Annotated in this window: 19 protein-coding genes; 13 read left to right on the top strand and 6 right to left on the bottom strand. The window is 59.5% G+C overall.

The features are described 5' to 3' along the window. Positions 1-13 precede the first annotated feature (13 nt). The 6 genes from dxr (at position 14) to FYJ43_RS10610 (ending at position 8,180) form a co-directional block, all read left to right on the top strand. A complete protein-coding gene (gene dxr / locus FYJ43_RS10635) occupies positions 14-1,237 on the top strand; it encodes a 1-deoxy-D-xylulose-5-phosphate reductoisomerase (RefSeq protein WP_326833589.1) in 1,224 nt (407 codons plus the stop codon). Then, the gene (locus FYJ43_RS10630) at positions 1,234-2,502 is read left to right on the top strand and encodes a M50 family metallopeptidase (protein WP_326833588.1); all 1,269 of its coding nucleotides are present in this window, start codon (positions 1,234-1,236) and stop codon (positions 2,500-2,502) included. Before dxr ends, FYJ43_RS10630 begins: the two co-directional genes overlap by 4 nt. A 142-nt stretch (positions 2,503-2,644) precedes the next feature. Continuing rightward, complete coding sequence (locus tag FYJ43_RS10625; protein ID WP_154564688.1) at positions 2,645-5,242, top strand: ExeM/NucH family extracellular endonuclease; 2,598 nt, start codon at positions 2,645-2,647, stop codon at positions 5,240-5,242. A gap of 107 nt (positions 5,243-5,349) precedes the next feature. After that, positions 5,350-6,054, top strand: a complete 705-nt coding sequence (locus FYJ43_RS10620) for a TenA family protein (protein WP_154564686.1) — start codon at positions 5,350-5,352, stop codon at positions 6,052-6,054. Positions 6,055-6,157: 103 nt separating this feature from the next. Further along, positions 6,158-7,339: a flavodoxin-dependent (E)-4-hydroxy-3-methylbut-2-enyl-diphosphate synthase gene (ispG, locus tag FYJ43_RS10615; RefSeq protein WP_326833610.1), complete on the top strand. Its 1,182-nt coding sequence runs from the start codon at positions 6,158-6,160 to the stop codon at positions 7,337-7,339. Between the two features lies 1 nt (position 7,340). Then, positions 7,341-8,180 carry a GNAT family N-acetyltransferase gene (locus tag FYJ43_RS10610; RefSeq protein ID WP_326833587.1) on the top strand — a complete coding sequence of 280 codons (840 nt, stop codon included), beginning with the start codon at positions 7,341-7,343 and terminating at the stop codon, positions 8,178-8,180. 370 nt (positions 8,181-8,550) lie between these two features. On the opposite strand, the gene FYJ43_RS10605 is transcribed toward FYJ43_RS10610, so the two are convergent. The 5 genes from FYJ43_RS10605 to FYJ43_RS10585 are packed head-to-tail and all read right to left on the bottom strand — an operon-like array spanning position 8,551 to position 15,405. Further along, complete coding sequence (locus tag FYJ43_RS10605; protein ID WP_154564682.1) at positions 8,551-9,408, bottom strand: anchored repeat-type ABC transporter permease subunit; 858 nt, start codon at positions 9,406-9,408, stop codon at positions 8,551-8,553. Between the two features lie 13 nt (positions 9,409-9,421). After that, positions 9,422-10,189 (bottom strand): anchored repeat-type ABC transporter ATP-binding subunit, encoded by a 768-nt coding sequence (locus FYJ43_RS10600; protein ID WP_154564680.1) that lies wholly within the window; start codon positions 10,187-10,189, stop codon positions 9,422-9,424. After that, positions 10,186-11,208, bottom strand: a complete 1,023-nt coding sequence (locus FYJ43_RS10595) for a choice-of-anchor M domain-containing protein (RefSeq protein ID WP_154564678.1) — start codon at positions 11,206-11,208, stop codon at positions 10,186-10,188. Before FYJ43_RS10595 ends, FYJ43_RS10600 begins: the two co-directional genes overlap by 4 nt. 19 nt (positions 11,209-11,227) lie before the next feature. Beyond that, a complete protein-coding gene (locus FYJ43_RS10590) occupies positions 11,228-12,751 on the bottom strand; it encodes an anchored repeat ABC transporter, substrate-binding protein (protein WP_326833586.1) in 1,524 nt (507 codons plus the stop codon). After that, positions 12,748-15,405, bottom strand: a complete 2,658-nt coding sequence (locus FYJ43_RS10585) for a TIGR03773 family transporter-associated surface protein (RefSeq protein ID WP_154564676.1) — start codon at positions 15,403-15,405, stop codon at positions 12,748-12,750. Before FYJ43_RS10585 ends, FYJ43_RS10590 begins: the two co-directional genes overlap by 4 nt. Before the next feature lie 175 nt (positions 15,406-15,580). Between FYJ43_RS10585 and FYJ43_RS10580 the strand changes: the two genes are divergently transcribed. From FYJ43_RS10580 to FYJ43_RS10570, 3 genes are all read left to right on the top strand, one after another. Continuing rightward, on the top strand, positions 15,581-17,326 hold the full coding sequence (locus FYJ43_RS10580) for a proline--tRNA ligase (protein WP_154564884.1): 1,746 nt from the start codon (positions 15,581-15,583) through the stop codon (positions 17,324-17,326). Between the two features lie 162 nt (positions 17,327-17,488). Then, a complete protein-coding gene (locus tag FYJ43_RS10575; protein ID WP_195839978.1) occupies positions 17,489-19,240 on the top strand; it encodes a TIGR03767 family metallophosphoesterase in 1,752 nt (583 codons plus the stop codon). Between the two features lie 80 nt (positions 19,241-19,320). Beyond that, a complete protein-coding gene (locus FYJ43_RS10570) occupies positions 19,321-20,088 on the top strand; it encodes a sulfite exporter TauE/SafE family protein (protein WP_326833585.1) in 768 nt (255 codons plus the stop codon). A 30-nt stretch (positions 20,089-20,118) separates the two neighbouring features. Here the strand turns inward: FYJ43_RS10570 and FYJ43_RS10565 are convergent, their stop codons facing one another. After that, positions 20,119-21,066: a DUF4439 domain-containing protein gene (locus FYJ43_RS10565; protein WP_154564670.1), complete on the bottom strand. Its 948-nt coding sequence runs from the start codon at positions 21,064-21,066 to the stop codon at positions 20,119-20,121. Between the two features lie 125 nt (positions 21,067-21,191). Here FYJ43_RS10565 and rimP point away from each other — a divergent pair, with 125 nt between their 5' ends. The 4 genes from rimP to infB all read left to right on the top strand — a co-directional run bounded on the left by rimP (position 21,192) and on the right by infB (position 26,187). Next, positions 21,192-21,728 carry a ribosome maturation factor RimP gene (rimP, locus tag FYJ43_RS10560; protein WP_154564668.1) on the top strand — a complete coding sequence of 179 codons (537 nt, stop codon included), beginning with the start codon at positions 21,192-21,194 and terminating at the stop codon, positions 21,726-21,728. A gap of 1 nt (position 21,729) precedes the next feature. Then, positions 21,730-22,701, top strand: a complete 972-nt coding sequence (nusA, locus tag FYJ43_RS10555) for a transcription termination factor NusA (RefSeq protein WP_154564666.1) — start codon at positions 21,730-21,732, stop codon at positions 22,699-22,701. 115 nt (positions 22,702-22,816) lie between these two features. Further along, positions 22,817-23,065 (top strand): YlxR family protein, encoded by a 249-nt coding sequence (locus tag FYJ43_RS10550; protein ID WP_154564664.1) that lies wholly within the window; start codon positions 22,817-22,819, stop codon positions 23,063-23,065. 221 nt (positions 23,066-23,286) lie between these two features. Continuing rightward, positions 23,287-26,187, top strand: a complete 2,901-nt coding sequence (gene infB / locus FYJ43_RS10545; RefSeq protein WP_326833584.1) for a translation initiation factor IF-2 — start codon at positions 23,287-23,289, stop codon at positions 26,185-26,187. Positions 26,188-26,774: the final 587 nt, after the last annotated feature.

Raw genomic sequence — 26,774 nt, 5'->3', positions numbered from 1 at the left:
ACACACTGGCAGGGTGAAGAAGGTCATCATCCTCGGCTCCACCGGATCGATCGGAACGCAAACCTTGGAGGTCATTTCGTCGCGTCGTGACCAGTTTGAGGTCGTTGGCATATCGGCAGGTGGTTCAGACGTTGGCGTGTTAGCCCAGCAGGTTCTCGACTTCTCCATCCCTGTCGTGGCTATCGCTCGTGAGGATACTACTGAGGAACTCCAGCGAGCTTTGACCGTGCAGGCTGCATCGCGGGACCTTGCCGCGCCCAATCCTGTGATTCTTACCGGCCCGGATGCCTCGACAAAACTTGCCGCTATGCCCGCCGATGTCGTCTGCAATGCCATTACTGGCGCGGCTGGTTTACGCCCAACTCTCGCCACCCTGGCCGCAGGAACCACCTTGGCGTTAGCGAATAAAGAGTCATTGGTTATTGGTGGCAGACTCGTGACTGAGGCAGCTGCGCCGGGACAGATCGTTGCCGTGGACTCCGAGCATTCGGCCTTCGCCCAGTGTTTACGAGGAGGTGGGAGAAGCGAGGTGCGTCGCCTTATACTGACGGCGTCGGGAGGTCCCTTCCGGGGTCGCGACCGTGCTTCCTTGGCTGACGTCAGCGCTGCCGATGCTATGAAGCACCCCACCTGGAATATGGGCCGAGTCATCACCATTAACTCATCAACGCTTGTTAATAAGGGGCTGGAGCTGCTGGAGGCGGCCCTGCTATACGATGTTGATCTCGACGACATCACGGTCGTCGTCCATCCCCAATCCATCGTCCACTCAATGGTGGAGTTCTGGGATGGTGCCACGATTGCGCAAGCATCGCCACCTGACATGAAATTGCCGATCGCACTGGGGCTATCCTGGCCCGATCGCATCCCTGACGCGGCTGTCGGCTGCGACTGGTCGACTGCCACCCAATGGACCTTTGAACCCCTCGACAACGAAACCTTCGGAGCCGTGGAATTGGCTCGACGCGCCGGTCACGCTGCCGGTACCGCACCGGCTGTGTTCAATGCTGCCAACGAGTCGTGCGTCGACGCCTTCTGTGATGGACGCATCGGCTTCCTCGACATCACTGACACCATTGCCGCAGTCATCGACGAGCACCTTAGCGGTGACAAGAACGACGACCCTGGCGCCCGACATGTCAGTAACGAATCGCTTACCCTTGACGCCGTATTGGCCGCCGATGCCTGGGGCCGTCGTCGTGCCGCCGAATTGTGCGCTCAGAGGACTCGCCAGTGACAGTTGTCGTCGAGGTGCTGGCTGGGATCGTTTTCTTCGGCCTCATCATTGTGTCGGTGCTACTTCACGAGTGTGGTCACTTTATCCCGGCGAAGATCTGTGGAGTTAAAGTCACCGAGTTCTTCGCCGGATTCGGCCCGAAAATATGGTCGACGACGCGTGGGGAGACGGAGTACGGGTTCAAGTGGATCCCGCTGGGCGGTTACGTGCGCCTTATTGGGATGTACCCCGCCACCGTGCACCACAGTCGCACCACTAGGCTGACTAAACTTGCCGATGAGGCGCGCGCTGCCGAGGCTGAGGACATCACTGCCGCCGAACAGGGGCGGTTGTTTAGCGATAAGCCGGTGTGGCAGCGGCTCATCATCATGAGCGGCGGAATCCTGACCAACCTGATGCTGGCTTTTCTGCTGTTTTGGGCGGTATTCGGTATCCACGGACGCCCCGTCCAGACGACTACGGTCGCAGCAGTGACTCCATGTGTCCAGTCCGGACAAGCTAGTGGCCCATGTTCTCGAGCACCGGCTGCCGAGGCTGGCATTCGAGCGGGCGACCGCATCGTCTCGTTTAATGGCCAGCCGGTGGATTCTTGGCTCCAACTCCAGGAGTTCATCCGTGGCAATGGCGACGGCGAGGTGCGTCTGGGGGTGGAACGCCACGGTGATTCTGTCATTCTTACCCCGACCCACACCCTTGTCACCGAGGTGCCTGACCTCAATAATCCGGGTCGCACTATCGAGGCAGGTTATTTGGGCGTCAGCCCGACGACGGTCGTCGTTCATTCTGGACCTGGCGATACCGTCTCTCAGATGTGGACGATGTCAAAGCAGTCGTTGAGCGCGTTGGCCAGGCTCCCCGTTTTGACGTGGAATGTTGCCACTGACATGGCGACTGGCAAGGCCCGCGACGCTAATAGCCCGATGAGCATCGTTGGAGCATCCCGTGTAGCCGGGGATGTTGCTGGTAACACCCAGCTGACCTTGGGTGACAAGATCGCTACCGGAGCAAGCCTCTTAGGTGGACTCAACCTTTTCTTGTTTTGGTTCAATGTTGTCCCGCTGCCACCTATGGACGGCGGGCATATCGCCGGAGCTATTTATGAGGCATGTAAGCGAGGCCTGTTTAAGCTTGCTGGAAAACCTGATCCTGGCCCAGCAGACACTGCGATGATGCTGCCAGTAGCGTGGATAATCGGAGCACTCATGCTCGTTATGGGGCTCATCCTCGTCGTCGCAGATGTGGTATCGCCGGTGAAGATCTTCTAATCCTGGCTCGGCACCGATGAATGAGCTGTAAATTATTGCTCACAGCATAGGAATGGTTGGTGAATTGTCGGTGACAAGCATTCCTATGGCTATGTTGAGCGTGGCAAGGTGACGCGCGAATGCTCCTCGAGATGGGATTGCTATGACTACAACGTCTAGACGCGTTCTGGCGAGCCTGGCTGCTGCGTCATGTAGTACGGCCATGATCCTTGGCATGGTTGAGCCTGTGCATGCCGATGCGGCGGCTGCCGACCATGTTGTCATTAATGAGGTTTACGGAGGCGGCGGTAACGCCGGCGCCACCTGGACCCACGATTTCGTCGAATTATTGAATCCCACTTCCTCGGATATTTCCGTGCAAGGTTGGGCATTGGAATACCTCACTGCTCAGGGAAAGGTTGCGAATACGTGCACCCTCCAGGGCAGTGTCAAGGCTGGCGGGTATTTCCTTATTCAAGAGGCCAAAGGCAATGGCGGTAACACATCTTTACCAACTCCAGATGCACTCTGCACGGCGTCTATGAGCGCGACTCAAGGCTCGGTGCGATTGAATAACGCCTCGGGTGCGACCCTCGATCTCGTCGGGTATGGCGCGGCGGCAGCCGTCGAGACTCACGCTGCTCCGGCTCCGTCAAGCACATCCTCAATCTCGCGTCGAGACGGAACAGATACTGACGATAACTCCAGTGATTTCACTGTCGGTGATCCCACCCCGATGAACTCTGGGTCTGGTTCGGTGCCGAGCGCCACTGCGACGCCGACCCCGAGCTCTCCTGCGAACCCGGCACAGATCCCGATCTCCCAGATTCAGGGTGTTGGACCGACTAGTCCAATGGTTAACAAAACTGTCTCGACTCTGGGCGTCGTTACCGCTACGTACGCTACGGGCGGATATAACGGCATCTATATTCAGACTCCTGGTAGCGGAGGTATTCCGAAGAAGGCCACCGACGCGTCCGACGGGGTGTTTGTCTACTCACCCTGGGCGGCGTCCAACGTCAAAGTCGGTGACTGCGTAGCCGTCAAGGGCACCGTCACGGAATACCATGACCTTACCGAAATCGGTGGTAACACGAGGGTGGATCGTAAGTCTGGCTGCGTGGCCGTGAAGCCCACGAATCTCGCTACTTTGCCAGCCACTGACGCCGAGCGGGAGGCCTATGAGGGCATGCTCGTCAGGCCTACGAGCGGCTACACCATCACCAATAATTATGGACTTAATCAATATGGTCAGATTGGTCTAGCTAGCGGCGACCAGCCGCTGTACCAAGGCACCGAGGTTGCTCTGCCCGGTAAGGATGCCGAAAGTGTAGAGGCTGCCAATATCGCCAAGTACATCAACCTCGACGACGGCGCTTCCTGGAACTTCATGACGGATGCCGACGCCAAGAAGTCCCCGTTGCCGTATTTGTCGCAGGACACCCCGATGCGCATTGGCACTCACGTTGAGTTCACCTCGCCGGTCATCATGGACCAGCGGTTCGGATGGAACTTCCAGCCTATTGGACACGTTGTTGGCTCTGACTCGAAGTTTTCTCCGATCAAGGCCGGTAATAACCGTCCAGCGAACCCGCCGGCTGTCGGTGGCAATGTCAAACTTGGCAGCTTCAACGTGCTGAGCTATTTCACCGATCTGGGCCAGGACGAGCCGAACTGCAAACCGTATGTCGACCGTGAAGGCACGCCTATTTCAGCTAACTCGTGTCTGGTTCGCGGCGCATATACCCCGAAGGCTTTCGCTGATCAACAGGCGAAGATTGTGACGGCAATTAACGGTCTGGGGGCAGACGTTGTCTCCCTTGAAGAGGTCGAGAACTCTGCTCAGATCACCTGGCATCGCGGCCAACCGCGCGACGCGTCGCTAGCCAATCTCGTTGGCGCCCTCAATAAGGCCGCAGGTTCCACTGTGTGGGCTTACGTTCCTAGCCCGATCGTCGTGCCTCCGAATGAAGATGTTATTCGTTCGGCATTCATCTACAAGGTTGGCAAAGTAAGCCCGATCGGTGCGTCGCAGATCTTGGCTGACCCGGCCTTTTCGAATGCTCGTCAACCGTTGGCGCAGCGCGTTCAACCGGCCGGGTCGAAGCGCACCTTTGTGGCGGTGGTCAACCACTTTAAGTCCAAAGGCTCCGGTGACGATGACGGTACCGGTCAGGGCAAGTCGAACCCGAGCCGCCTCGCCCAGGCCAGGGCACTAACAGGTTGGGTCAATAAGACCTTTGCTGACGACCCAGTCTTCATGCTCGGTGATTTCAATGCCTACGCCATGGAGGATCCGATCCGCGCCATAAAAGACGCTGGATTTAGTGAGGTCGTCGAGGAATACGATCCAGACGCTGCAAGCTACCAGTTCTCCGGTCGTGTTGGCTCCTTGGATCACATCTTCGCTAATGGCAAGGCCTACGATCTGGTTACTGGCGCCGGTATCTGGGATATCAACGGGGCTGAGTCGGTGGCTATGCAGTACTCACGGCGCAACTACAACGTGACCGATTTCTACACCACCAGTCGATTTGGCGCGTCAGACCATTCGCCAGCCTTGGTCGGCTTCTCAATGCAGGCCCCGGCCTCCACGCCGACGGCTTCGGTCCGTCCGTCGGTTTCGGCGTTCACGCCGATGTCAACGGTCTCTGACCTTCCGTCGGCCCCCGCGTCTCAGCCAGGCGCGGCGGGTATGGTTGCCGCGACCTCTGAGAATGACCGTGAAATTCCGACAGGCCTTCCTCATACCGGGGTCTGACGAGCGATCTCGCAGCATCGTGACCACCGGGCTTCGGTGGTCACGAGATCGCTTAGCGGAGTGTCTGCAGTGACGCGAATGCACCTCGCCAGTGCAACGATGACGATATGAATGATTCCACCGCATCCCCTCTCGCTACTGCAGGCATAGCTGTGGCTGCCAGCGGACGTGTTGCCGCGCTATCGGCTGGACGATGCCAGACCTGGGCCAAAGCAATCAACCATCGGTTTGTCAACAATCTCTTCACTGGCGAACTCAGTGATGCACAACTAGCCCACTACATCATTCAGGACAACCAATTCTTTGTTCCCTTTCTCGAATTATTAGGCGAGGCCCTCGTGTGTGCCGACACCGTGGACGCAAAAATTATTTTTGGACGCCAGTTGGGCATGGTCTGCAGCGAGGAATCGGGCTGGTTTGAGGCTACTTTCGACGAGCTTGGAGTCTGCGCGGCTGACCGTGCCCATCCCCAGCTGTCGACACCCACACGTTCCTTTGAGACCCTGATGCGTGAGGCGGCGAGTACCCACGACTACTCCACGGTGTTGACGCTGCTGGTCGTGGCTGAGGGGCTCTATCTTGACTGGGGATCCCGCACGGATGCCCCAGAATCAGGGGCTCATCTTCCCAATAAATTCTTGGGATGGGTAGATCTGCACCGTGGCAACGAGTTTCATACCTGGGTGCAGTTCTTGGTCGATGAACTCGAACGCGCTTCGAGCCAGGCAGGTATTGAACAACTTACTCGATTCTGGAATAGGGCAGTGGACTTGGAATTGGCCTTCTTTGACGATGTGCCATTACAGGGCTAAAGATGTCAAGAGCATCGGTTCTGCTGTCCAGGACGTCACCGAACTGACGAGTGCTCCGGGTGCTCGCTGTCAGCGTCACCGCAGCGGCAATGGTGGTGACACAATAGAGACGACAACCCGCGATTTCAGGAGTGACACGTCAATGACCGTGAACCTGGGCATGCCGACCCCTCCCGTCCCGACTCTGGCGCCGCGTCGAAAGACGCGCCAGATCAAGGTGGGAGATGTGCTCGTCGGTGGTGACGCACCCATCTCGGTGCAGTCCATGACGACTACCAAGACCCACGACGTCGGTGCCACTTTGCAGCAAATCGCCGCACTGACAGCTGCTGGCTGCGACATCGTTCGCGTCGCGTGCCCAACCGATAAAGACGCTGAGGCGCTACCAATTATCGCTAAGCAGTCTCAGATCCCGGTGATCGCTGATATTCACTTCCAGCCAAAATATGTTTTCCAGGCGATCGAGGCTGGTTGCGGTGCGGTGCGCGTGAACCCCGGAAATATCCGCAAATTCGACGACCAGATTGAATCGATCTGCCAGGCTGCCACGGAGCATGGCACGAGCATCCGAATCGGTGTGAACGCTGGATCTCTCGATAAGCGTCTGCTCGACAAATACGGCGCTCCGACTGCCGAGGCCATGGTGGAGTCGGCGTTGTGGGAGGCCAGTCTCTTTGAACAGTACGGATTCCGGGACTTCAAAATCTCGGTGAAACACCATGACCCAGTCGTCATGATCCGTGCATACGAGCAGCTTGCCGCCGCATGCGATTATCCCCTTCATTTGGGCGTTACGGAGGCTGGCCCGGCCTTCCAAGGCACCATCAAGTCGGCGGTGGCCTTCGGGCACCTCCTGGCCGAGGGTATTGGCGACACGATCCGTGTCTCTTTGTCGGCTGATCCGGTCGAGGAAGTCAAGGTGGGCATCAAGATCCTGGAGTCGCTCAACCTGCGCCCGCGCGGCCTAGAGATCGTTTCCTGCCCGTCGTGCGGACGTTGCCAGGTCGACGTCCTATCGTTGGCAAACGACGTCACCGACGCCCTCGAGGGAATTGACGCCCCGCTGCGCGTGGCCGTCATGGGATGCGTCGTCAACGGTCTGGGAGAGGGCCGCGAGGCGGACCTAGGTGTGGCTGCCGGCAATGGTAAAGGCAAGATCTTCAAGCACGGCGAAGTGGTTCGCACCGTCCCGGAAAACGAAATCGTCGCCACTCTTGTCGACGAAGCGAATCGAATGGCTGAAAGCATCAATGAGACCGGGGAACCGGAAGTAGCGGTTTCCTGACGTGTTTACCAGGGTCAGAGTCCTTGACGACACTGACGTGGCTCAGGTCACCGAATACCTCCAGCAGGACCCAGTGGGCAACATGTTCTTGCTGTCGAGGATCCAGGCTCATGGTCTCAATCGTGGCAGGCTTGGATGCCCCGTCGTCGGTGTGATTCGGTCCCGTGAATTGCAGGGGGTGCTTCACCTCGGTGCCAACGTCGTGCCCGTCGCAGCCGATGACTCAGCAATTGAGGCTTTAGCCTCCAAGATCGGTCCTTGGCGTACATCGTCATCAATGATGGGACGAGCGGAACCAGTTTTGGCGTTGCATCACCTCCTATCCCAGCGGTACCCGAGGGCGTGGGGGAGTCCTCGGGAGGTTCGTGCCAGTCAGCCGCTGTTGGAGTTGCAGGAACCCTCCCGTGTTGGTCCGGATCCCCGCGTGGCGGTTGCGACGATGGGGCATTTTCAGGCCTATTTCCAGGCTGCGGTAGCGATGTACACCGAGGAGGTCGGCGTCAGCCCGATCGAAAGCTCCGGTGGGTACATGCGACACATGCGTGCTCTCCTCCAGCAGGGCCACTGTTTTGCCATCGTCGATGACGACGGAACGGTGCGATGGAAGTCAGACGTTGGCGTTAGCTGGCGATCGTACTGTCAGATTCAGGGGGTCTGGCTGGATCCGGCGTGGCGGGGCAAGGGCCTGGCGGATGCCGCCATGACTGCGGTGGCACACCTATGCCGGCGGCGCTATGAGTCGGTGTCGCTCTACGTCAATGACTTCAACACCCGGGCCCTGGCAATGTATGACACCGTCGGTTTCCGCCAGGTGGGAGAAATGGCGACAGTGCTCTACTAGGGGTCCGCCATCCCGCGTCGGCGCAGGGGCTGTAGCGGTCGCGATCTGCCTGTGGGTCCGAGAAGGATCCGGGATGTCGTGTCAGGGGTGGGTTGATAAGCCCACGAACGCTCCTGCCGATGATCGATCGAAGATACGTTGTGGCGATGCCTGCTCTGGCGATGGTGGCCTGCGATGCTCACGCTGGTGGTGCGATGAGACACAGCGATGTATCGAAACACGAGTCTGATGCGAGTCATTTTTACACATCGTGAATTGCTTGTATTGATGTGTTTTCGGAGGCCTTTGTCTCTGGTTCGTGGGAAACTCCGTGTTGCCCACTGATCGGAGGCCGGTGAGTGGTGTGGGACGGAGAGGCAGTGCAGGCTCCTCATGCGGCGCTGCGACGCATCCACCCGAGCAGCCCGCGCGGCGCAAGGAGCCAGCACAGAAGGAACACTGCCGTCGCGACGAGGACGATCGTCCCGCCGGCCGGAAGGTCGATCGACCACGACAGGTACAGGCCCACCAGGGCGCTGAGGCCGCCGATAACCGGAGCCAGGATCATCATTCGACCCAACCGGTCGGTGAGCAGGCGGGCTGTGGCAGCCGGCGTCACCAGCAGGGCTAGCACAAGGACGTTGCCGATGACCTGTACCGAGATGACGACGGTCATCGTCACCAGCACAGAGAGCAGCAGGTCAAGGGCGAAGACTGGAAGGTGGGAGGCCCGCGCAGTTTCTCGGTCTAGAGCGACGGTGACGAGCTCTTTGTGGACGGCCTGTTCCAGCACAAGGACGAGGGCTCCGGCGACGCACACGACGACAATGTCGTCGTCGGTAATGCCGGTAATGGATCCGAAAAGGAATTGCTGTAGGGAACCTGAATACCCAGGCGCTCTGGAAATGATGACGATTCCCAGCGCGAAAGCACCAGCAAAGAGAATGCCGATGACGGAGTCCTCCTTGAGGCGTCGGTTCTGGGAAACAATTGCTACCAGGACGGCGGTGACGAGACCTGCCACGGCACCTCCCAGTAGCAGCGATCCTTGCATAAGGAAAGCCACCGCCAGGCCGGGAAAGACAGCGTGGGCCACCGCATCACCGATGAACGCCATGCCGCGAAGCACGACATGGGATCCAATGACGCCGGCAACCATTGAGCACACCACGGCGACGAGTAAAGCCTTCGGCAGGAAGACCAGCAGGGGATTGGTGAGATCAGTAAAGAAGTCCCATGGGGTCAGCATTGATGATTCCTTCTCAAGCGTGGACGGATTCGCCAGCTCCGACCATGGCGAGCAGCGGTGAATTTGCAGAAACCCCGAAAGCTTTCATCCACACCGCCGGATCGCGCAGCTTTTCGGGAGTGGAGTCTGCGATGACAGTGCGGTTAACCAGGCATACTCGGTCAGCGGTGACCATGGCCTGGCCCAAGTCATGGGTCGTCATGACAAGCGTGGTGCCATGAGCGGACAACCGACACAACAATTCGGTGAGCATCTCCTGGGTGGGCATATCGACCCCTGTAAACGGTTCGTCCAGAAGCAGCACCGACGGACGCGTAGCTAGGGCTCGGGCAATGAGCACGCGCTGACGTTGACCTCCCGATAATTCCCCGACGGTACGGTTGGCTAACTCAGACATTCCGACCGTTCGTAGAGCATCACGCACCGCAATGTGGTCAGCCTTGCCGGGGTGACGCAACCACCCGATGTGGCGGGTTCGTCCAGTCATGACGACACCGGCGACGCTGATGGGGAAGTCCCACGCAAATTCATGGCGCTGCGGAACATAACCGATATGGCGCCATGCTTTTCTAGGAGATGTGCCAGCGACGTCCACCGTGCCCGTGACCGGCTTTACCAAGCCGAGCATGGTGCGCAACATAGTTGTCTTGCCAGCACCATTGGGGCCGAGCAGAGCAAGAAGGTCACCCTCGTGGGCCGACAAGTTAACGTCGCAGAGTACGCGGAGTCCGCCGAGATTGACGGCGACGTCGGTGAGATTAATGGATCCAAGGTCGTTCATCTGGGCTCGTTTCCGGAATCGTTCGTGGCTGTGCTCGTGTCGGTGTCTTTCTCGTTCCACACGTCATCGCGCATTTTCTTCGACCTGGAATGTCCCACCACAGCGGTGACGATGGCGCCAATAATGACGACCCCGGCGATTCCCCCAACCTTCCATTGGGCGCCCTCGCTCGAATCATTGGAGGTTGTGATGGCTGGAGCCAAGGAGGACGCCGTGGCGACGGTCGAGGACATGGCACGGGAAGTCGTGGTGGATCGAGTGGCTGACGGTGCTGCTCCCATCGTGCGAGCCTCGTCAGCGGAACCTTTGTCGCCGACGATGAACCTCAACATGGTCGAATAAGAATGCTTCGTCCCGGTGTTATCGGTACCGCGAACATTAACGGAAATGGTCTGCGCTCCCGGATCAGAGAATACCCAGTTGGCATGGACGTGGGTATTGGGCTCCATATGGACCAACTGCTCGCCAGATTTCGTGGAGTCGTATAGCGGCATTGGGGAGTCAAAACCATTCTCGATGAACATATGAACCTGTCCTGGGCCGTCATGCCTTGTGAAGACGAGATCGGCTCCGCGCGGAAAATGCTTGACTACCTCAGGGGCTTGGGTATTCCAGCCCAACCAGACGACGTTTTGGTCTTGGGTTTGGGGAATGACATAGGCCTTTTTCCCGCGCATCTCGGTCAGGAAAGAGTAGGTGTCATCGGTAGGCACATCGATACGTGATGCGTCCGCGACACGCAATACAGCATCGTCAGTGCTGCGCCACACCGGTGGGTTCGCGGTGTCGTCACGAGCCATAAGGAAGAAGCTGCCGTCGACGATGCGGGGGCCGACGTCAACATGACCGCGCTTGATCTCGGCTGGCCCCTTCGTCACCTTCTCGTTATCCGACACCGACTGCTTGAGAGCAGCATCAGGTGGAGGAGTGGGGGATGCCTGCGCTGGCCTTGAGATGGCGATACCAGTGCTGAGCGTGAGGAAAATAGCAGACAAAACTGTTAGTGGGCGATAAATCATGGTGCCTCCGCAGTGGGCCTCATCCCAGGCATGCGGCTAAGGAATCGGCGTCGAATTTCATGAGGTCGATGTAGGTGGTGACGCGGTTATCGAAGGTGTCGCCATAGATGGGGCACACCTTGACGCTGTGTTCTGCAGCGATCGCGGCCAGCACGGAGGAATCGCGCAGCACGGTGGGCTCCAGAAACACTGCTGGTACTTTGAGGTCGGCAATGGTCTGATCGAGCTTGCGTCGTTGAGCCATGGACGGTTCCACGCCAGGGTTGGAGGAGATGAATCCAGCGATCTGTATGCCGTGAGCCTGCGCAAGGTAGCCGTAGGCGTCATGGCTTGTGATGAGCTGACGGCGTCCGCGAGGGATAGTTGCGATCGTGCGATCGACGTAGCGCGACGTCTCGTCGAGTTGGGCGAGGTAGGTGCTGGTGTTCTCGCGATAGGTCTGAGCTCCTAGCGGATCAGCCTTGATGAGTGTGTCCCGAATGACCTGTACGTAGGCCTTGGTGTTCTTGATGCTCATCCATAGGTGAGGGTCTATCTCACCGTGGACGTGGACGCCGAGAACCGCTTGGGGTAGCTGATGAATTGACGATCCGGGACGCCCCAAAAAACGGAAGGTCGGTGACGGCGGAATCTCGGTGAGAGCCTTTGGGGGCACCCAGATGACTGACGTGTCCAGGTTCAGGCGTTTCTGGGTGCGTACGCCTCCACCCGTCGGGTCGGACAGTAGGGTCATGGTGTTGTCGTCGATGTCGGCAGCCACGTCTGCGTGTCCCTTGTCGATGACGGTTCGATCAGCGAGCTCGGGAATCGTGCGCGGGTCCGCCCCGACGGCGATCGTCAGGGTTTGGGTGCCAATCGAGGTGTTCCCCCTGGCGGTCGATAGGGTGGCTGTGAACGTTGCCTTATACACGCCTGGTGCGCTGAATGCCCACGACATATGGGTGTGGGCGTCAGTAGGAAGCTCGACATCGTCACGCTCATCGATGCCGTCAGCCGTCGAATAGTAAATGTGCGGACGGCCGAAGGTGCCGGTGATGTAGGCGGTGAGGTATCCCGGCCCGTCAACTGACGTGAGCTGAAGGTGGACTGACGATGAGCGGTCGGCTCCCTGAGCGGTCCCTTTCCCCATGACGCGCAATCCCAGCCATACGGTGTCCAGATTGGCATTTTCAACCAGAGGGATGACCTCTGCGCCGTACTTCTGGGCTTCCTCAGCGAGGGACACATTGACGGATCCCGCAGGTAGCGACGCATCAATAGTTTTGATGACCGAATGAGGCTCGAGCATGAGGTAGTTCGACAGCGCAACTTTCGAGTACACAACCGTCCGAACATCACGTAAGGATGGTTCATACGTATGGGGATCCGCTCCCGAGGGCACTAGAGAGGTGACGGTGGCACGGTCACCGGCGACGTGGCGCGTCAAGTCCGCGAGGATCGGCGTGGTCGTGACCACCGACAGCGTGTCATGCGAGGTGGGAGCGTGGCCGCACCCTGCTAGAAGGCATAGTGCGGCCACGACGCACACGAGTCGGTTCTTCACCCGCGTCGTTTCCTTGCCACGAGGAGAGCGGCGGCTAGGCCGGCGACCGCGAAGACCCCCGTCGCCAGACCCTGGCTGGTCTGGGAAGCGGTGCCTGCGTCTTTGGACTCGCCGTACGCGCCGGAACGGGGCAGGCTGTTGAGATCACACGGTTTGCCATCGGGAGTGCGTCCCACGATGGTATAGCCCGGATCAGCATCCTGATCGGCCACGTCCGAGGCCGAAGCCTTGCCTAGAGAAGCTGCAACTGACCCGGCAGCGATGCCTACACCGAAATGGAGGGTGCCAGTGGCGCCGACCTTTTTGCCATCCTTGGTTGTGGCCGATTGTGTGACGGTCACGGCGTAGTGGCCGGGTGCGGTGAATACCCAGTTTGGATGGGCATGGGTGTTGGCGGCGACGGTGTAGCTGGTGGGTCCGCCGACATTGTCGAAAACTCGCTGGCCTACGCCGCCACCGAAGGTGCCAGACATAAACACGGCCATCTTGCCGGGACCGCTGACCTTGTCAAGATGCATGTGAACCGGGCCGGTCGTGCCGTTGACGACGGATTCGTGCATCGTATTGACGCCAAGCCACGGCACGCCGGGGACCTGGGTGGCTCCGATGAGCCACACGGTGGTGCCCCGTTGAGCTATGAACTCCATGCCGGCAGGGGCGGTGGTTTTAGCTTTGTCGCCAACAGCCATCACGATGCTCGATGGATCGACCCATGTCGCCGGAGCAGAGCGGTCATCCTTGAGGGCGGAGATGAGCTTGCCGGACTGCAATTGCACACCCCAGTCGAAGTGGCCTTCGGTGGCGACGGATGCCGACTGTCCCGCGGGCTGAGCAATGGTCTTCGTGGTGGCCTTGCTCTTGACCTTCACCGGGCGGCAGATGCCCTTCTTGGCAGTGGAGCCCATGGTGCGAGCTGATCCCGTCGGCCCGCCCGAGACGGTACTGCCACTGCGCGATGTGGCCGCGCCGAGGCCGTCAAACGCCGTGGTGACACCCATGTCGGCGCTCGTTTCGAGGGGTTTGGCGCTACCAGAAGGCATGGTGCGGGCGGTGCCGTGTGCGGGGATGCCGGCGGTTGAGCAGGCGCTGGCAGCAGCGATGGCTTTGGCGCCGACGAGCCAGGTGTAGGTGTGGGTTCCAGTGCTGACAGTCGTGCCATGGCGAACAGCTATGGCGTCAACGGTCATCTCGTATCGACCAGGCCGAGTGAATACCCAGTTGGTATGCACGTGGGATGGCTCCTTGACCGTAATAGTCCCCGGCATGGTGGTCGAACCACCGTCGAGCAGAGGCTGGATGGCGCCGAAGGAATTCTGCGAGAACATATGCACCTTGCCGGGACCCTTGACGGCATGGATTCTCACCTTGACCTCGCCAAACCCATTGCGTTTGACGTCGAAGGTCTCCCACCCCGGCCACAGCAGGCTCTGGTTCTGCGTTATGGGAAGTAGATAACCCTTGGGGGCACCGGGGTATCCCCTCGGGATGGTCGTCAAAGCAGAATCCTTGACGGCCAATAGCACGTCTTCGGGGGCATGGAGCACACCTTCGCCGGTGACATCCTCCTTGAGGCTGAGGTTCAGACCGTGGTTGGCCGTTGACCCGACGCGGAAGACGTCAGAGTGACCGTGGTCAAGGATCAACTTCTTGGTACAGGCAGTCGTGGTAGTCCGGGGCTTCGCAACCGGTTGGCGGTCTGGTTGGTGACGCCGGTTCTGCGTGCGGGCATGGGTCGGCGACGGGCTCGGTTTCGATGTCTGAGATGGGGTCACAGGTCGTGCCGTCGGAGACGCGAGGGAGGTTGGCGGAGCTGAGGTGACACTCGGGGCTGGCGTTTGCGTCGGAGCCGGGTTTCCCCACGGCTCGGGTATGGGAGTCGAGTTACCGACCACCCAGGTGTAGGTATGCGGCTCGGTCTGGAAGTTCTTGCCAGATTTTTGTGCCCGCGCCCGGACGGTCATGGTGTAAACGCCCGACTTGCTGAATACCCAGTTGGCATGCACATGGGAGGGCTTGGCGACGGTGATAGTGCCGGGCAGCTCGGTAGCGTTGCTGTCGAGCAGGGGCTTGACGTCGCCAAAGGAGCCCTGGGAGAACAGATGTACCTTGCCGGGCCCGGAAACGTTACTCACCGAAATTGTGACCGAGTCAAAGCCGTTGCGCCTCACGTCGAACGTTTCCCAACCGGGCCATAGCACATCCTCGTTTTGCGTCAGAGGCAAAAGGTATCCCTGAGGGGCGCCGGGAAGGCCGGCTGGGATGCTGGTGAGGGCAGCATCGTTAACTTTGAGCAGAACACTGTCAGGGTTGTGGAGCACCCCGTCACCGGTGACGTCTTCTTTCAGTGTGAGATTGATACCGCCGTTGGGGGCTGACCCGACTCGAAAGACATCGGCGTGACCGTGGTCGAGTACGACGCTGGTGTCAGCATTTGGTGAGTCGGGGGTGCCGATAGCGTTGCCGTTCGTGGGGTCATGGTTGACCTTTGGTGTGTGGATTGTTGGCCCGCCGGGCTCGGTGCCGGTGGCGCCGACATGGCCGTCGTGCCGGGGCTCATTGCCTGGTGCTGCGGCGTTCGCCGATGAGGGATTGATCATCAGGAACGTCAGCAGGGCAGCAAGGAGCGATGCTAACCGTTTCACGGTGTCCTCCATTGTCTTCCTGGGATGTCAGGCTGACTATATAATGAGAATGGTTATCACTTCTAGTTGGGGGTAATGCCACTGTGATGGCATCTGCCGCTAGGATGCGACATGACCGTGGCCGGTCACGCCGAAGGGCGGCGGAGGGCTGAGCGCGGTCGGGAAGGTACACGTCGTGTTGACGCGCATGTCACAGCTGTTCGTCCGAACTCTGCGGGAGGACCCGGCTGATGCCGAAGTCCCTAGCCACCGCTGGCTTATCCGAGCCGGATACATCCGTCGAGTCGCTCCCGGTGTTTATTCGTGGCTCCCGCTCGGGCTTCGGGTGTTGCGCAGGATCGAGGCTATTTGTCGCGAAGAGATGGCCGGTGTCTCAGCTCAGGAGGTGAGCTTCCCCGCGTTACTTGCGTCCGATCCCTATAAAGAGACCGGGCGGTGGGTTGAGTACGGCGACAACCTCTTCCGACTCAAAGACCGCAAAGGTGTGGACATGCTGCTGGGGCCAACCCATGAAGAGATGTTCACCCTGATGGTCAAGGACTTGTACTCCTCCTACAAGGACTTGCCGCTGTGCCTCTACCAGATTCAAAACAAGTACCGTGACGAGGCTCGCCCGCGTGCAGGCATTTTGCGTGGCCGTGAGTTCGTCATGATGGATGCGTACTCCTTTGACGTTGATCAGGACGGTCTGGACGACGCCTACCAAGCTCAACGCGATGCCTATATTCGTATCTTCAACCGGCTCGGATTCGACTACGCCATCGTCAAAGCGATGTCTGGCCCGATGGGTGGATCCCGATCCGAAGAATTCCTGGCCGTTGCGGCCAATGGTGAGGACACTTTCGTTAGATCCGCTGGCGGGTACGCCGCCAACGTGGAGGCTGTCCGGGTTGCGGCGCCGGACCCACTGCCAATCGACGGGTTGCCAGACGCTGAGGTTGTTGACACCCCAGATGTCCCGACGATCGAGTCACTCGTCCGGATGGCTAACGAGGTGCGTCCGCGAGAGGACCGGCCATGGACTGGGGCCGATACCTTGAAAAATGTTGTCTTCATGGTTGCCCATCCCGACGGCACCCGTGAACCACTGGCCATTGGGCTTCCTGGCGATCGCGAGGTCGACGAAAAGCGACTGGAAGCAGCCCTGGAGCCGGCTGTGGTTGAACCCTTCACCGAAGAAGATTTCGCCGCTAATCCGCAGTTGGTGAAGGGTTACATCGGCCCGGGAGCTCTCGGAGAAAATAACGCGTCGAAGGTGCGTTATCTTGTGGACCCCCGTGTCGTGACTGGTACATCGTGGATTACTGGAGCCGATCAAAAAGACCGGCACGTCTTTAACCTTGTCGCTGGTCGTGACTTCACTCCCGATGGCGTTATTGACGTCGCCGAGATCCGCGAAGGCGATCCAGCGCCGGACGGTAGTGGCGAACTCCACCTATCCCGCGGCATCGAAATAGGCCACATCTTCCAGCTCGGTAAGAAATATGCTGATGCCCTTGGGCTCAAAGTGCTCGATCATAACGGCAAGCTCGTGACGGTGACGATGGGGTCTTACGGCCTGGGGGTGTCTCGCGCTGTGGCGGCTATCGCCGAGGGCACTTGTGACGAAAAGGGGCTCGCCTGGCCGCGCGAGGTTGCTCCCTTCGACGTCCAGGTGCTGGCCACTGGCAAAGGGACGGAGGTGCTTGACGAGGCCACACGCATTGCCAGCGAGCTCGCCGAGGCCGGGTTGGAGGTTCTCCTCGATGACCGCAAAGCATCCCCCGGAGTGAAATTTGCTGATAGTGAAATTCTCGGCATGCCGACGTCGGTGGTCGTCGGTCGGGGCCTTAAAGACGGCGTCGTCGAGATTCGCGATCGTGCCTCGGGTGACAGCCGTCAGGTTGGCGTTGCCGAGGCTGTGACCGCCGTCCTCAAGGAGGTCCGCGGCTGAGAGTTGACGTCGCTGCGACCGTTTAGTCAACCGACATCTACACGTTGCTATATGGTCGCAAACTGTTCTCGAAATGTGGCGCGGAAGTGACCCAATTGGCGTCTGACAATGGTATTCGTACGTCAGGCCGAACGGCCCGTCGACCTTGCGAAAGGTGAATGGATGCCACAGAACGAAGACGAGTTGACCAGAAACGACGACGACACGACCAAGAACGCGCTGAGACGACGGACGTTTCTCGGCGGTATCACCCTGGTCGCCGCTGCGGCGGTGACAGGAACTGCCCCGGCATTAGCCCATGCCTCGAAGCGTCTCTATTCCACCGCCGGCACCACGCTGGAACAGGTGGGTCTGCGGGATCCGGGCAGCGGGTATCGCAGGATCAAGGCGCAGCGCGGTTACCCACTCGTTGTTCGTGAGGACCTTGCCAAGGGCAAGAGCGGCCGTGACGACCGTCGCCGAGGCGTGGCGTCATTCGTGCAGGTGACTGACCTGCACGTCACCGATGTGCAGTCGCCGATGAGGGTCGAGTTCCTGCACCCGCTGGCTGGTCCGGCCTTCCGTCCACAGGAGGCGTTGGGTCCGCTTGCTACGGCCTCGTTGGTGCGTCGGGTCAATTCGCTCCAGGGTGGTCCGGCCACTGGCCGAGCCTTCGATGCCCTCGTCAGTACTGGTGACAACACCGATAATCACGAGCACGTCGAACTCGACTGGTATCTCACGCTGCTGGCGGGCGGCACGATTACCCCCAATACCGGGGCTCGCGATCGTTGGGAAAGCGTGCAAACCTTCGGGGATCCGTTGTTCTACAATCCTGAAGCGCACCATAGTGACATGTACAAACGTGCCGGCTTTCCCCAGGTCGACGGCTACTTCCGTCGCGTCATGGCTCCGGTGACCTCGTCGGGCGTGAAGATTCCCTGGTACGCGGTGTTCGGAAACCATGACGATTCGGTTCAAGGCACCCTGCCTTCTGACTGGGGGCTGTTGGAGGCCATGTACACCAGCGATCGCAAGATCACCGGTTTCGCCAGTGACAGGGACGCCAAGGCGTACGTCCAGGCTGCCCAAGGCGGCGGACCGGTCGCGCTATCCAACAATGCTGTCTCGCTGACTCGTCAGGTCACCGCAGATGAGCGGCGCGTGCCCTTCACTCCTTTCGAGTTCATCAAGGCTCACTTGGGTGAGGGTGTCGATGGTGCGGGTCCGCATGGTCACGGTTTCAGCGAAAATGACCTCAACGCGGTACGCGGTTATTACACCTTCCCGATCGCAGAAGGCGTGACCGGCATCAGCCTGGACTCCACCAACCGGGCCGGCTACACCGATGGTTCCATCGACGACCGTCAGTGGAAGTGGTTGAAGTCCGTGCTGCGCGCCGGTAGTAGTGTGTACTACGACGATTTGGGAGTGCGGCATCGCCACGACGCCAGCGACACCATGTTCATCCTTTTCAGCCATCACGACTCAAAGACAATGAACAACCCTATTCTCCCCGGTGACGGTACCGGTATTCGTCACCTCGGCCCAGAGCTCGTGTCCCTGCTATCGCACTACCCCAACGTGATCGCCTGGGTTAACGGACACGTGCACGCGAATAACATCACCGCACACCATCATGCGCTCGATGCTCGTCGTAGCTGGTGGGAGATCAACACGGCGTCCCATGTAGACTTCCCGCAGATGGCCCGCATCATCGAACTTGCCGATAATCACGACGGTACGGTGAGCATTTTCACGACACTCATCGAGTCCAATGCTCCTTATCAGGCTGATTACGACACCACCGATCCCGATGGTTTGGCCAGCCTGTACCGAGAATTCGGCGCGAATGACATACATACAAACGCGGGTAGGATCGGTACGTCGATCGATCACAACACGGAGTTGCTGCTGGCACATCCATGGGCCTGAGTTATAGTTAAACCGAGACCACCCGTGGGTCCCGCCTCCTTGTGAGGCGGGACCCACTATGTCACATGGAAGGTCGATACGTGACGTTTTGGGTCTTCACAGGCCTTGTCCTTGCAGCGTTTGTAGCCGGCTGGGTCAATGCCGTGGTGGGCGGCGGTGGGCTCGTTATGTTGCCATCCTTGTTGGTCGGTCTGCCGACTGAAACGCCAGTGGCAACCGTTGTCGGCACAAACAAGACCGCTCAAGTCGTCGGAAACCTCACAGCAGGAGTGGGGTATCTGCGTCGTCAGCGCCCTGATTGGCGAATGTTTCTGTGGGCGGCTGGCCTGGCTGGTCTGGGTGCCGTGCTTGGCGCGCGAATCGTCACCTACATGTCGCGGGCTATCTACACGCCTATCCTCCTGGTCGTGCTGGTCGTCATCGGTATTTACACGTGGCGACGGCCTTCCTTAGGGGCAGCACACAATGGCGAAGGCGGTAAACATCCCGTCCTGGTTCCAATCGTCGGGCTGTTTTTGGGATGTTATGACGGAGCTATCGGCCCAGGGGTGGGTACCTTCTGGGTACTTACCTACGTTGTCGTTGGCGGGTATTCGTTCCTAAAAGCTTCCGGAATGGCGAAAATTTGCAATACGGTGACAAACCTCGTCACTATTGTCACGCTGGCGATTCATGGTCATGTCTGGTGGCATGTCGCTTGGCCGCTAGTTATCGCGAATGTCGTCGGGGGATTGACTGGCGCACGGACGGCTATGAAATACGGTAACGGCTTTGTTCGGACGATGTTCCTCATTGTGACTAGTGTTTTAGCGGTGCGAATGCTCGTTCAACTCATCTGGGGAATCTGAGTTTTACGCAGCAAACCCAGCCGCAGAGATTTAAACCCATCCTGGCCACGCCGTCACGCCAGTACCCAAATGGGCCAAAACTTGGGTTTGGCCCACCATTGCGGCAACCCCATGGCGACGTTCGGCTGACTCGCTAGCAGCGGTGACGCGTCCCCATCCTGACAGGACGTTCGCTTCCAATCCAGACCACAATAACCGGGTCGCTGCAGCGTTCACAGGGGCGGGCGACATGGGGTAGCCGGGCAGGTCGGGAGTTGGAGTTGCTGAGGCATTTCGGATGCTTTGACGCACTTCTGTGCGCTCGACAAGAACTTTGTCTCGTCGATTCGAGCCCCAGGCACGCAACGGGTCGCCGTCTCCAAGGCGTGCAATACCCCATTCCAAGCCCGCGATAAGAGCATTAAGGTGGGTTAGTAATGCCTGCTGAGCATTAGCGACAGGTTCTTTTCCAACGGCTACCGGGACGATTTTTTGAGTCAGTTGGGGAATTGGACTAGAGGGATGAACGGCTGAACTGAACACCGACAGACTGGCCCACAAGAGGGCTTCAGATGAATCCTGGGCTGTCTGACAACTCGACAAATACTTGGTAGCTGCGGCTTGTTCGTGGCGCTGAAGTAAGGATAATGGTGCCCCCTGTTCGGCGCGGCGCGGGGTGGCGGATACCGCACTCGACGGTGTGGAGCCGGAGAACGGGTTGGATTGGCCGAGCACCTCAACGTGGCATCGGTGTGCTTCGGCAACCTTGGTGAGCATCGTCCGTTGAGTGCCCGTGGCGCCTCGAGAGGCTTTGGTGGCGAGGTCTGCGAGGAGAGCTTCCGTGGACACTGCGTCGCGTCGCTGCGCTGTGGGAGTTGTGGCTGGTGGACGTGTAGTCCTCGCAGGCGACTTCTTCTCAGGGGAATCATGGGTGCAACCGGTCAATCCGATAGCGACGAAGGTGGCTCCGCTGGCAAGAATGGTTCTGCGGGCGATCATGGGCTCAGCTTATCGGCACTGAGCCATCGCATGCCCATGACCGTCAGTGAGGCCGCTGACTGTTGCAGGAATGAGTGGCTAGACTCAGTGAGAACAATTTATAACGACAACAGGATGAGACACAGATGAATGCAGAGAGGCTGACGAGCCTGCTGGAACCGGTCGTGTCCCAAGTTGGGCTCGAACTCGATCGTGTCGACGTCGTGCCTGCGGGGCGCCGTCGTCTCGTGCGTGTGACGGTTGATGGAGACGGCCCTGACGGACATGGACCTAGCCTTGACGAGATCTCTGAGGCCACTGCCGAGATCTCGCGTTGTCTCGATGATTCTGGCGCAATGGGGGAGTCGTCGTACACCCTTGAGGTGTCGTCGCGCGGTGTCTCTACCCCGTTGACTCAGCCGCGTCACTATCGACGCAACATCGGGCACCTGGTGCGGTTGACCCTCAACCCGATCGAAGGGAAGAAATCTGGGGAGACTTTCGACGGTCGGATTACTGAGGTCGGAGAGGAATCCGTGACCCTTGAAGTCGAGGCAGAGAACTCCAAACCGCACAAGCCTGTGTACACCACCCGTGAGGTCCAGCTAGTGGACGTGGCGAAGGCCGTCGTTCAGGTGGAGCTCAACCGTCGCGACGTGCAGACGTCAAAAGAGGAGAACTGAGATGGACATCGACCTGTCAACGTTGCGCATGATCGAGCGGGACAAGGACATTCCGCTCGACTATCTTGTGACGACTCTTGAGGATGCCCTCCTTAACGCATACGACAAGACGGAGGCGCCGGTTAAAGGGGCCAAGGTCCAGCTGGACCGCAAGACAGGCAATGTCGCGGTTATGCTTCCGGAAAAGAATGAGGAAGGCGAGGTCATCGGCTGGTATGACGGCACCCCCGAGGACTTCGGACGTGTCGCCGCATCGACTGCCCGCCAGGTCATCTTTCAGCGGCTGCGTGAAGCAGAGGATGAGCAGAAATATGGCCACTTCGCCGCTGTTGAGGGTGACGTCATCACTGGTGTTGTCCAGCAGTCGTACCGCGATACTCGCACCGTGCGCATCGATCTGGGATCGTTGGAGGGCATCATGCCGCCGGCTGAGCAGGTCCCCGGCGAGAATTACTCCCACGGGCGGCGTCTGCGCGTGTATGTCGTGGCCGTTCGTAAAGAGGCTCGTGGCCCACAGGTCATCGTTTCGCGCACTCACCCGAACCTGGTGCGCAAGCTTTTTGCAATGGAGGTGCCTGAGATCGAGCAGGGGGTCGTCGAGATTAAGGCCCTAGCTCGTGAAGCCGGTCATCGCTCGAAGATCGCCGTCGTTTCCCATAACCCTGATGTGTCCGCTAAGGGGGCTTGCATCGGCCCGATGGGTCAGCGGGTGCGTGCTGTGATGCACGAGTTGGGCGAGGAGAAAATCGACATCATTGATTGGGCGGAGGACCCGGCCCAATTCGTAGGCGCAGCTTTGTCCCCGTCCAAGGTGTCGTCAGTGACGGTTATTGATCCGAAGGCGAAGACGGCTCGGGCGATTGTGCCGGATTACCAACTGTCGCTAGCTATTGGCCGCGAAGGACAGAATGCTCGGCTAGCTGCTCGCCTCACGGGATGGCGGATCGATATTCGTCCAGACAATCAAGGCTGAGCGGGCCTGCGATAGCCATGTTGACCCGACGTTCCTGCAACGGATTTATTGCGCATACGTGTACCTGCGTAGAGGCGTCGGGCGGGCTGCGTCAATCTGACTTAAGGGTGGAGGAATGACAGCAGGACCTCAGCGCACGTGTGTCGGGTGCCGACGCGTCGATGACTCAGCGAATATGAGGCGATATGTGCTTATTGATGGAGTTGTGGTGGCGGATTTAACGGGGCACGCTCAGGGCAGAGGTGCCTATGTTCATCGGGTCGATGAGTGCTGGAAGCGCGCGGTAGCCAATGGATTTGCAAGATCTTTCCGTGCCCGTGCGGTGGTGGGTGCAGATTGCCAAGAGCAGTTGCCAGGGCGGTGAATTGGGCTCGAAACGTCATTTTCTGTAAACTTAGTTCCGCATGTCCGCCGGGAGGTCCGGCGGCCTCACCGAATCGTGTCTCTCTGGCGGGCCGGTCTGTCCGGTCCAAGGAGACTGAATAGGAAGTGGGCAGATGCTCATGAACACTCGATGAGTTCGCACCAATGAGGATTCACAACAACTAGGCCCAGGTCCACCGCGGCCGGGCCCGAAGGAGAGTAGTGGCCAAGGTCCGCGTCTATGAGCTCGCAAAAGAGCTCGGACTGTCAAGCAAGCAGCTTTTGGGGAAGCTCAACGATATGGGCGAATTCGTCCGTTCAGCATCCTCAACTATTGAGGCACCAGTTGTGCGACGACTGCGTGATCAGATCGGTTCCGCTGAACCGGCTGGTGACGCCAAACCCGCCAAGCCTGCGGCTCGTAAACCGCAGCCGTCTTCTACAAAGAGTTCCAAGGAGACCACATCGGCTAAGCCGACTCCCGGCCCGAAACCGGGGCCCACGCCGAAACCGGTGCCTGGTCCACGTCCCGGTTCCAGTGGCGGCCCGAAGCCTGGCCGCAGCTCAGCGGCGCGAACGAGCGCGACGCCGCGTCCGGGCCTTATGAAGTCTTCAAGTGGCTCCGCGCAGCAGGAGCCCCCCGCATCGAAGCCGGAGCCCAAGCCGACTCCTAAGCCGGGTCAGAATGCTCCCAAGCCCCATGCGCCGACTCCCAGGCCGAAGCCAGGTGCATCATCAAAGGCTCCGAAGCCGGGTGCTCGTCCCGGTCCGCGACCGGGTGGATCTGGTGGGCTGCCGTCGGGTGCTCGTCCCGGTCCGCGCCCAGGCGGCGGGCGCCGTACCGGCGCTCCACGTCCGGGGAACAATCCATTCGCTTCCAGTCAGGGAATGGGGCAAGGTCGTCATCGCTCTGAGGGCGGACAGCGTTCTGCTGGAGCCCCACGTTCTGGTCAGGGCGAGCGTATGCCGCGTCCTGGCGGCAGCCAGGGATCTCGCGGTGGGTCCGGTATGCCGCGCCCGAACCCGGCCATGATGCCGAAGCACCAGTCCTCACAGATTGGCCAGGCGACTACTGGTCGCGGTGGACGTGGCGGTGGACGTGGTCGCGGTGGATCCCGTGGTGGCGGCGGATTCGGAGGCGGTTTCGGCGGTGGGCCTCGCGGTCCCATCGGCGGTGGCCGTGGCGGACGCGGCGGTCGCGGCACCCAGGGTGCCTTCGGGCGCGGTGGTGGTGGCCGTCGAGGTCGCAAGTCTCGTAAGCAGCGCAGGCAAGAGTTTGATGAGATGCAGGCGCCGCTGGTGGGCGGTGTGCGCGTTCGCAAGGGCAATGGCGAAACCGTTCGACTGCGTCGTGGCGCGTCGTTGACTGATTTGGCTGAAAAGATTAATGCCGAGCCGGCACAGTTGGTGCAGGTGTTGTTCAATTTGGGCGAGATGGTCACGGCGACCCAGTCGGTGTCGGACGACACCTTAGAAATCCTTGGCGGTGAACTCAACTACCAGATTCAGGTTGTGTCCCCAGAGGATGAGGATCGCGAGCTGCTCGAGTCGTTCGATCTGGAGTTCGGTGAGGATGAGGGCGACGAGTCTGACCTCGTTGCGCGTCCTCCGGTTGTCACCGTTATGGGTCACGTTGACCATGGCAAGACGAAGTTGTTGGACGCCCTGCGCCATACTCACGTGGTGGAAGGCGAAGCCGGTGGCATTACCCAGGCCATCGGTGCCTACCAGGTTCAGACTGAGGTTGATGACGTTGAACGCGCTATCACCTTCATCGATACTCCTGGTCATGAGGCGTTCACGGCTATGCGTGCCCGTGGTGCCCAGTCCACCGATATCGCGGTGCTGGTTGTGGCTGCTGATGACGGCGTGATGCCTCAGACCGTTGAGGCCTTGAACCACGCGAAAGCCGCTGATGTGCCGATCGTGGTGGCCGTCAACAAGATTGATAAGCCGGAATCTGACCCGGATAAGGTTCGTGGGCAGCTCACCGAGTATGGCTTGGTGCCGGAGGAGTACGGCGGCGACACGATGTTCGTCAATGTCTCTGCTCGCACTCGTGAAGGTCTTGACGATCTTCTCGAAGCGATCGTGCTAACTGCTGACGCGGCCCTTGATCTTCGTGCCAATCCCGAGATGGCGGCTCAAGGTGTTGCCATTGAGGCTCACCTCGACAAGGGGCGTGGCCCAGTGGCTACCGCCCTGATCCAACGTGGCACCCTGCACATCGGCGACTCCATTGTCGCCGGGTCCTCTTATGGACGCGTGCGTGCCATGATTAATGATCAGGGTGAGAACGTTGATGAGGCTGCTCCGGCTACCCCAGTGCAGGTTCTCGGACTGACCTCGGTACCCGGCGCTGGCGACAACTTCCTGGTTGTTGACGACGATCGCAAGGCTCGCCAGATCGCTGAAAAGCGTGAGGCCCGCATGCGTGCCGCCCAACAAGCCAAGTCGTCGCGTCGCAAGACACTCGACCAGTTGTTTGAGCAGTTGGAGAAGGGTGAGACTGAGGAACTGCTGCTCATCCTTAAGGGTGACGGTGCCGGTTCGGTTGAGGCACTCGAAGATGCTCTGGCCAAGATCGACGTGGGCGACGAAGTCGACCTGCGCGTTATTGACCGCGGCGTCGGTGCCATTACCGAGACCAACGTCTCGCTGGCTGCCGCGTCCAACGCCGTCATCGTGGGCTTCAACGTTCGCCCGACCGCCCATGCCCAGCGCATGGCCGACGAGGAGAATGTCGATATCCGCTACTACTCGGTCATCTACGACGCCATCGACGAGATCGAGTCCGCGCTGCGAGGCATGCTCAAGCCGATCTACGAGGAGAAGGCCATGGGCACCGCAGAGATTCGCCAGATCTTCCGCTCCTCGAAGGTTGGAACGATCGCGGGCTGCATGATTACCGACGGCACCATCCGTCGCCATGCCAAGGCCCGTCTCGTCCGCGACGGCGTGGTGATCCAGGAGACCGAGATCAACACGCTGCAGCGCGAGAAGGATGCCGTCACCGAGGTGCGTGAGGGTTACGAGTGTGGTCTGACCCTGACCAACTACTCCGACATCCGTGTCGGCGACGAGGTCCAGTGCTACGAGATGGTGGAGAAGCCTCGCGACTGAGCTTGGTCACTGTCCTGAACGGGGCGTCCACGTGGAAGCGTGGTCGCCCCGTTCGTGTTTTGCCGCCGATTTGACCCATTGCGACCCGAAGGATATTGTCATTCACAATTCGGTAGCAATAGGGCGGTGTTGCCCCGTTGCGCGATGTACTGGAAAGATGGCTGACGAATATATAAGAAGGCATTGTAGTTACGCTAGCATTTGCCGAGTCTGTCTTTGGCTTGTGTTCTGCTGCGCCGGGACTTGCTGATACTATCTGAGCTACTCCTGTGACATCGTGGAGGAGTCTTTCTGTCACAGGAGGATCGGCGAAAGCATAAGGAAAAACCCAAGGACATAAGAAAGCCTACATGTCATCAGATGGTGTCTGGCATTCCTCAGGCTAATTACATTTTCACTGTCGCGGGTCACAAGAAAACTGACAGGGGCGGTTACGGCAAGATCGACGCTTCCGTTCTTTATTATACCTGTCAGCCCACGCCGGGTGGAAACTGTATACCGAAAGTCTTAAGAACCGGGGCATCAGGCAGCACTGGGCGTTTGGTTGGTGGAAAGGCGTACAGATGGGATGCTGACGCCAAGATCCG

The organism is Cutibacterium porci, assembly GCF_009696315.1.
GTDB lineage: Bacteria > Actinomycetota > Actinomycetes > Propionibacteriales > Propionibacteriaceae > Cutibacterium > Cutibacterium porci.
The sequence above is the reverse complement of the archived record's forward strand: the minus strand, read 5'-3'. Positions and strand labels throughout refer to the sequence as shown.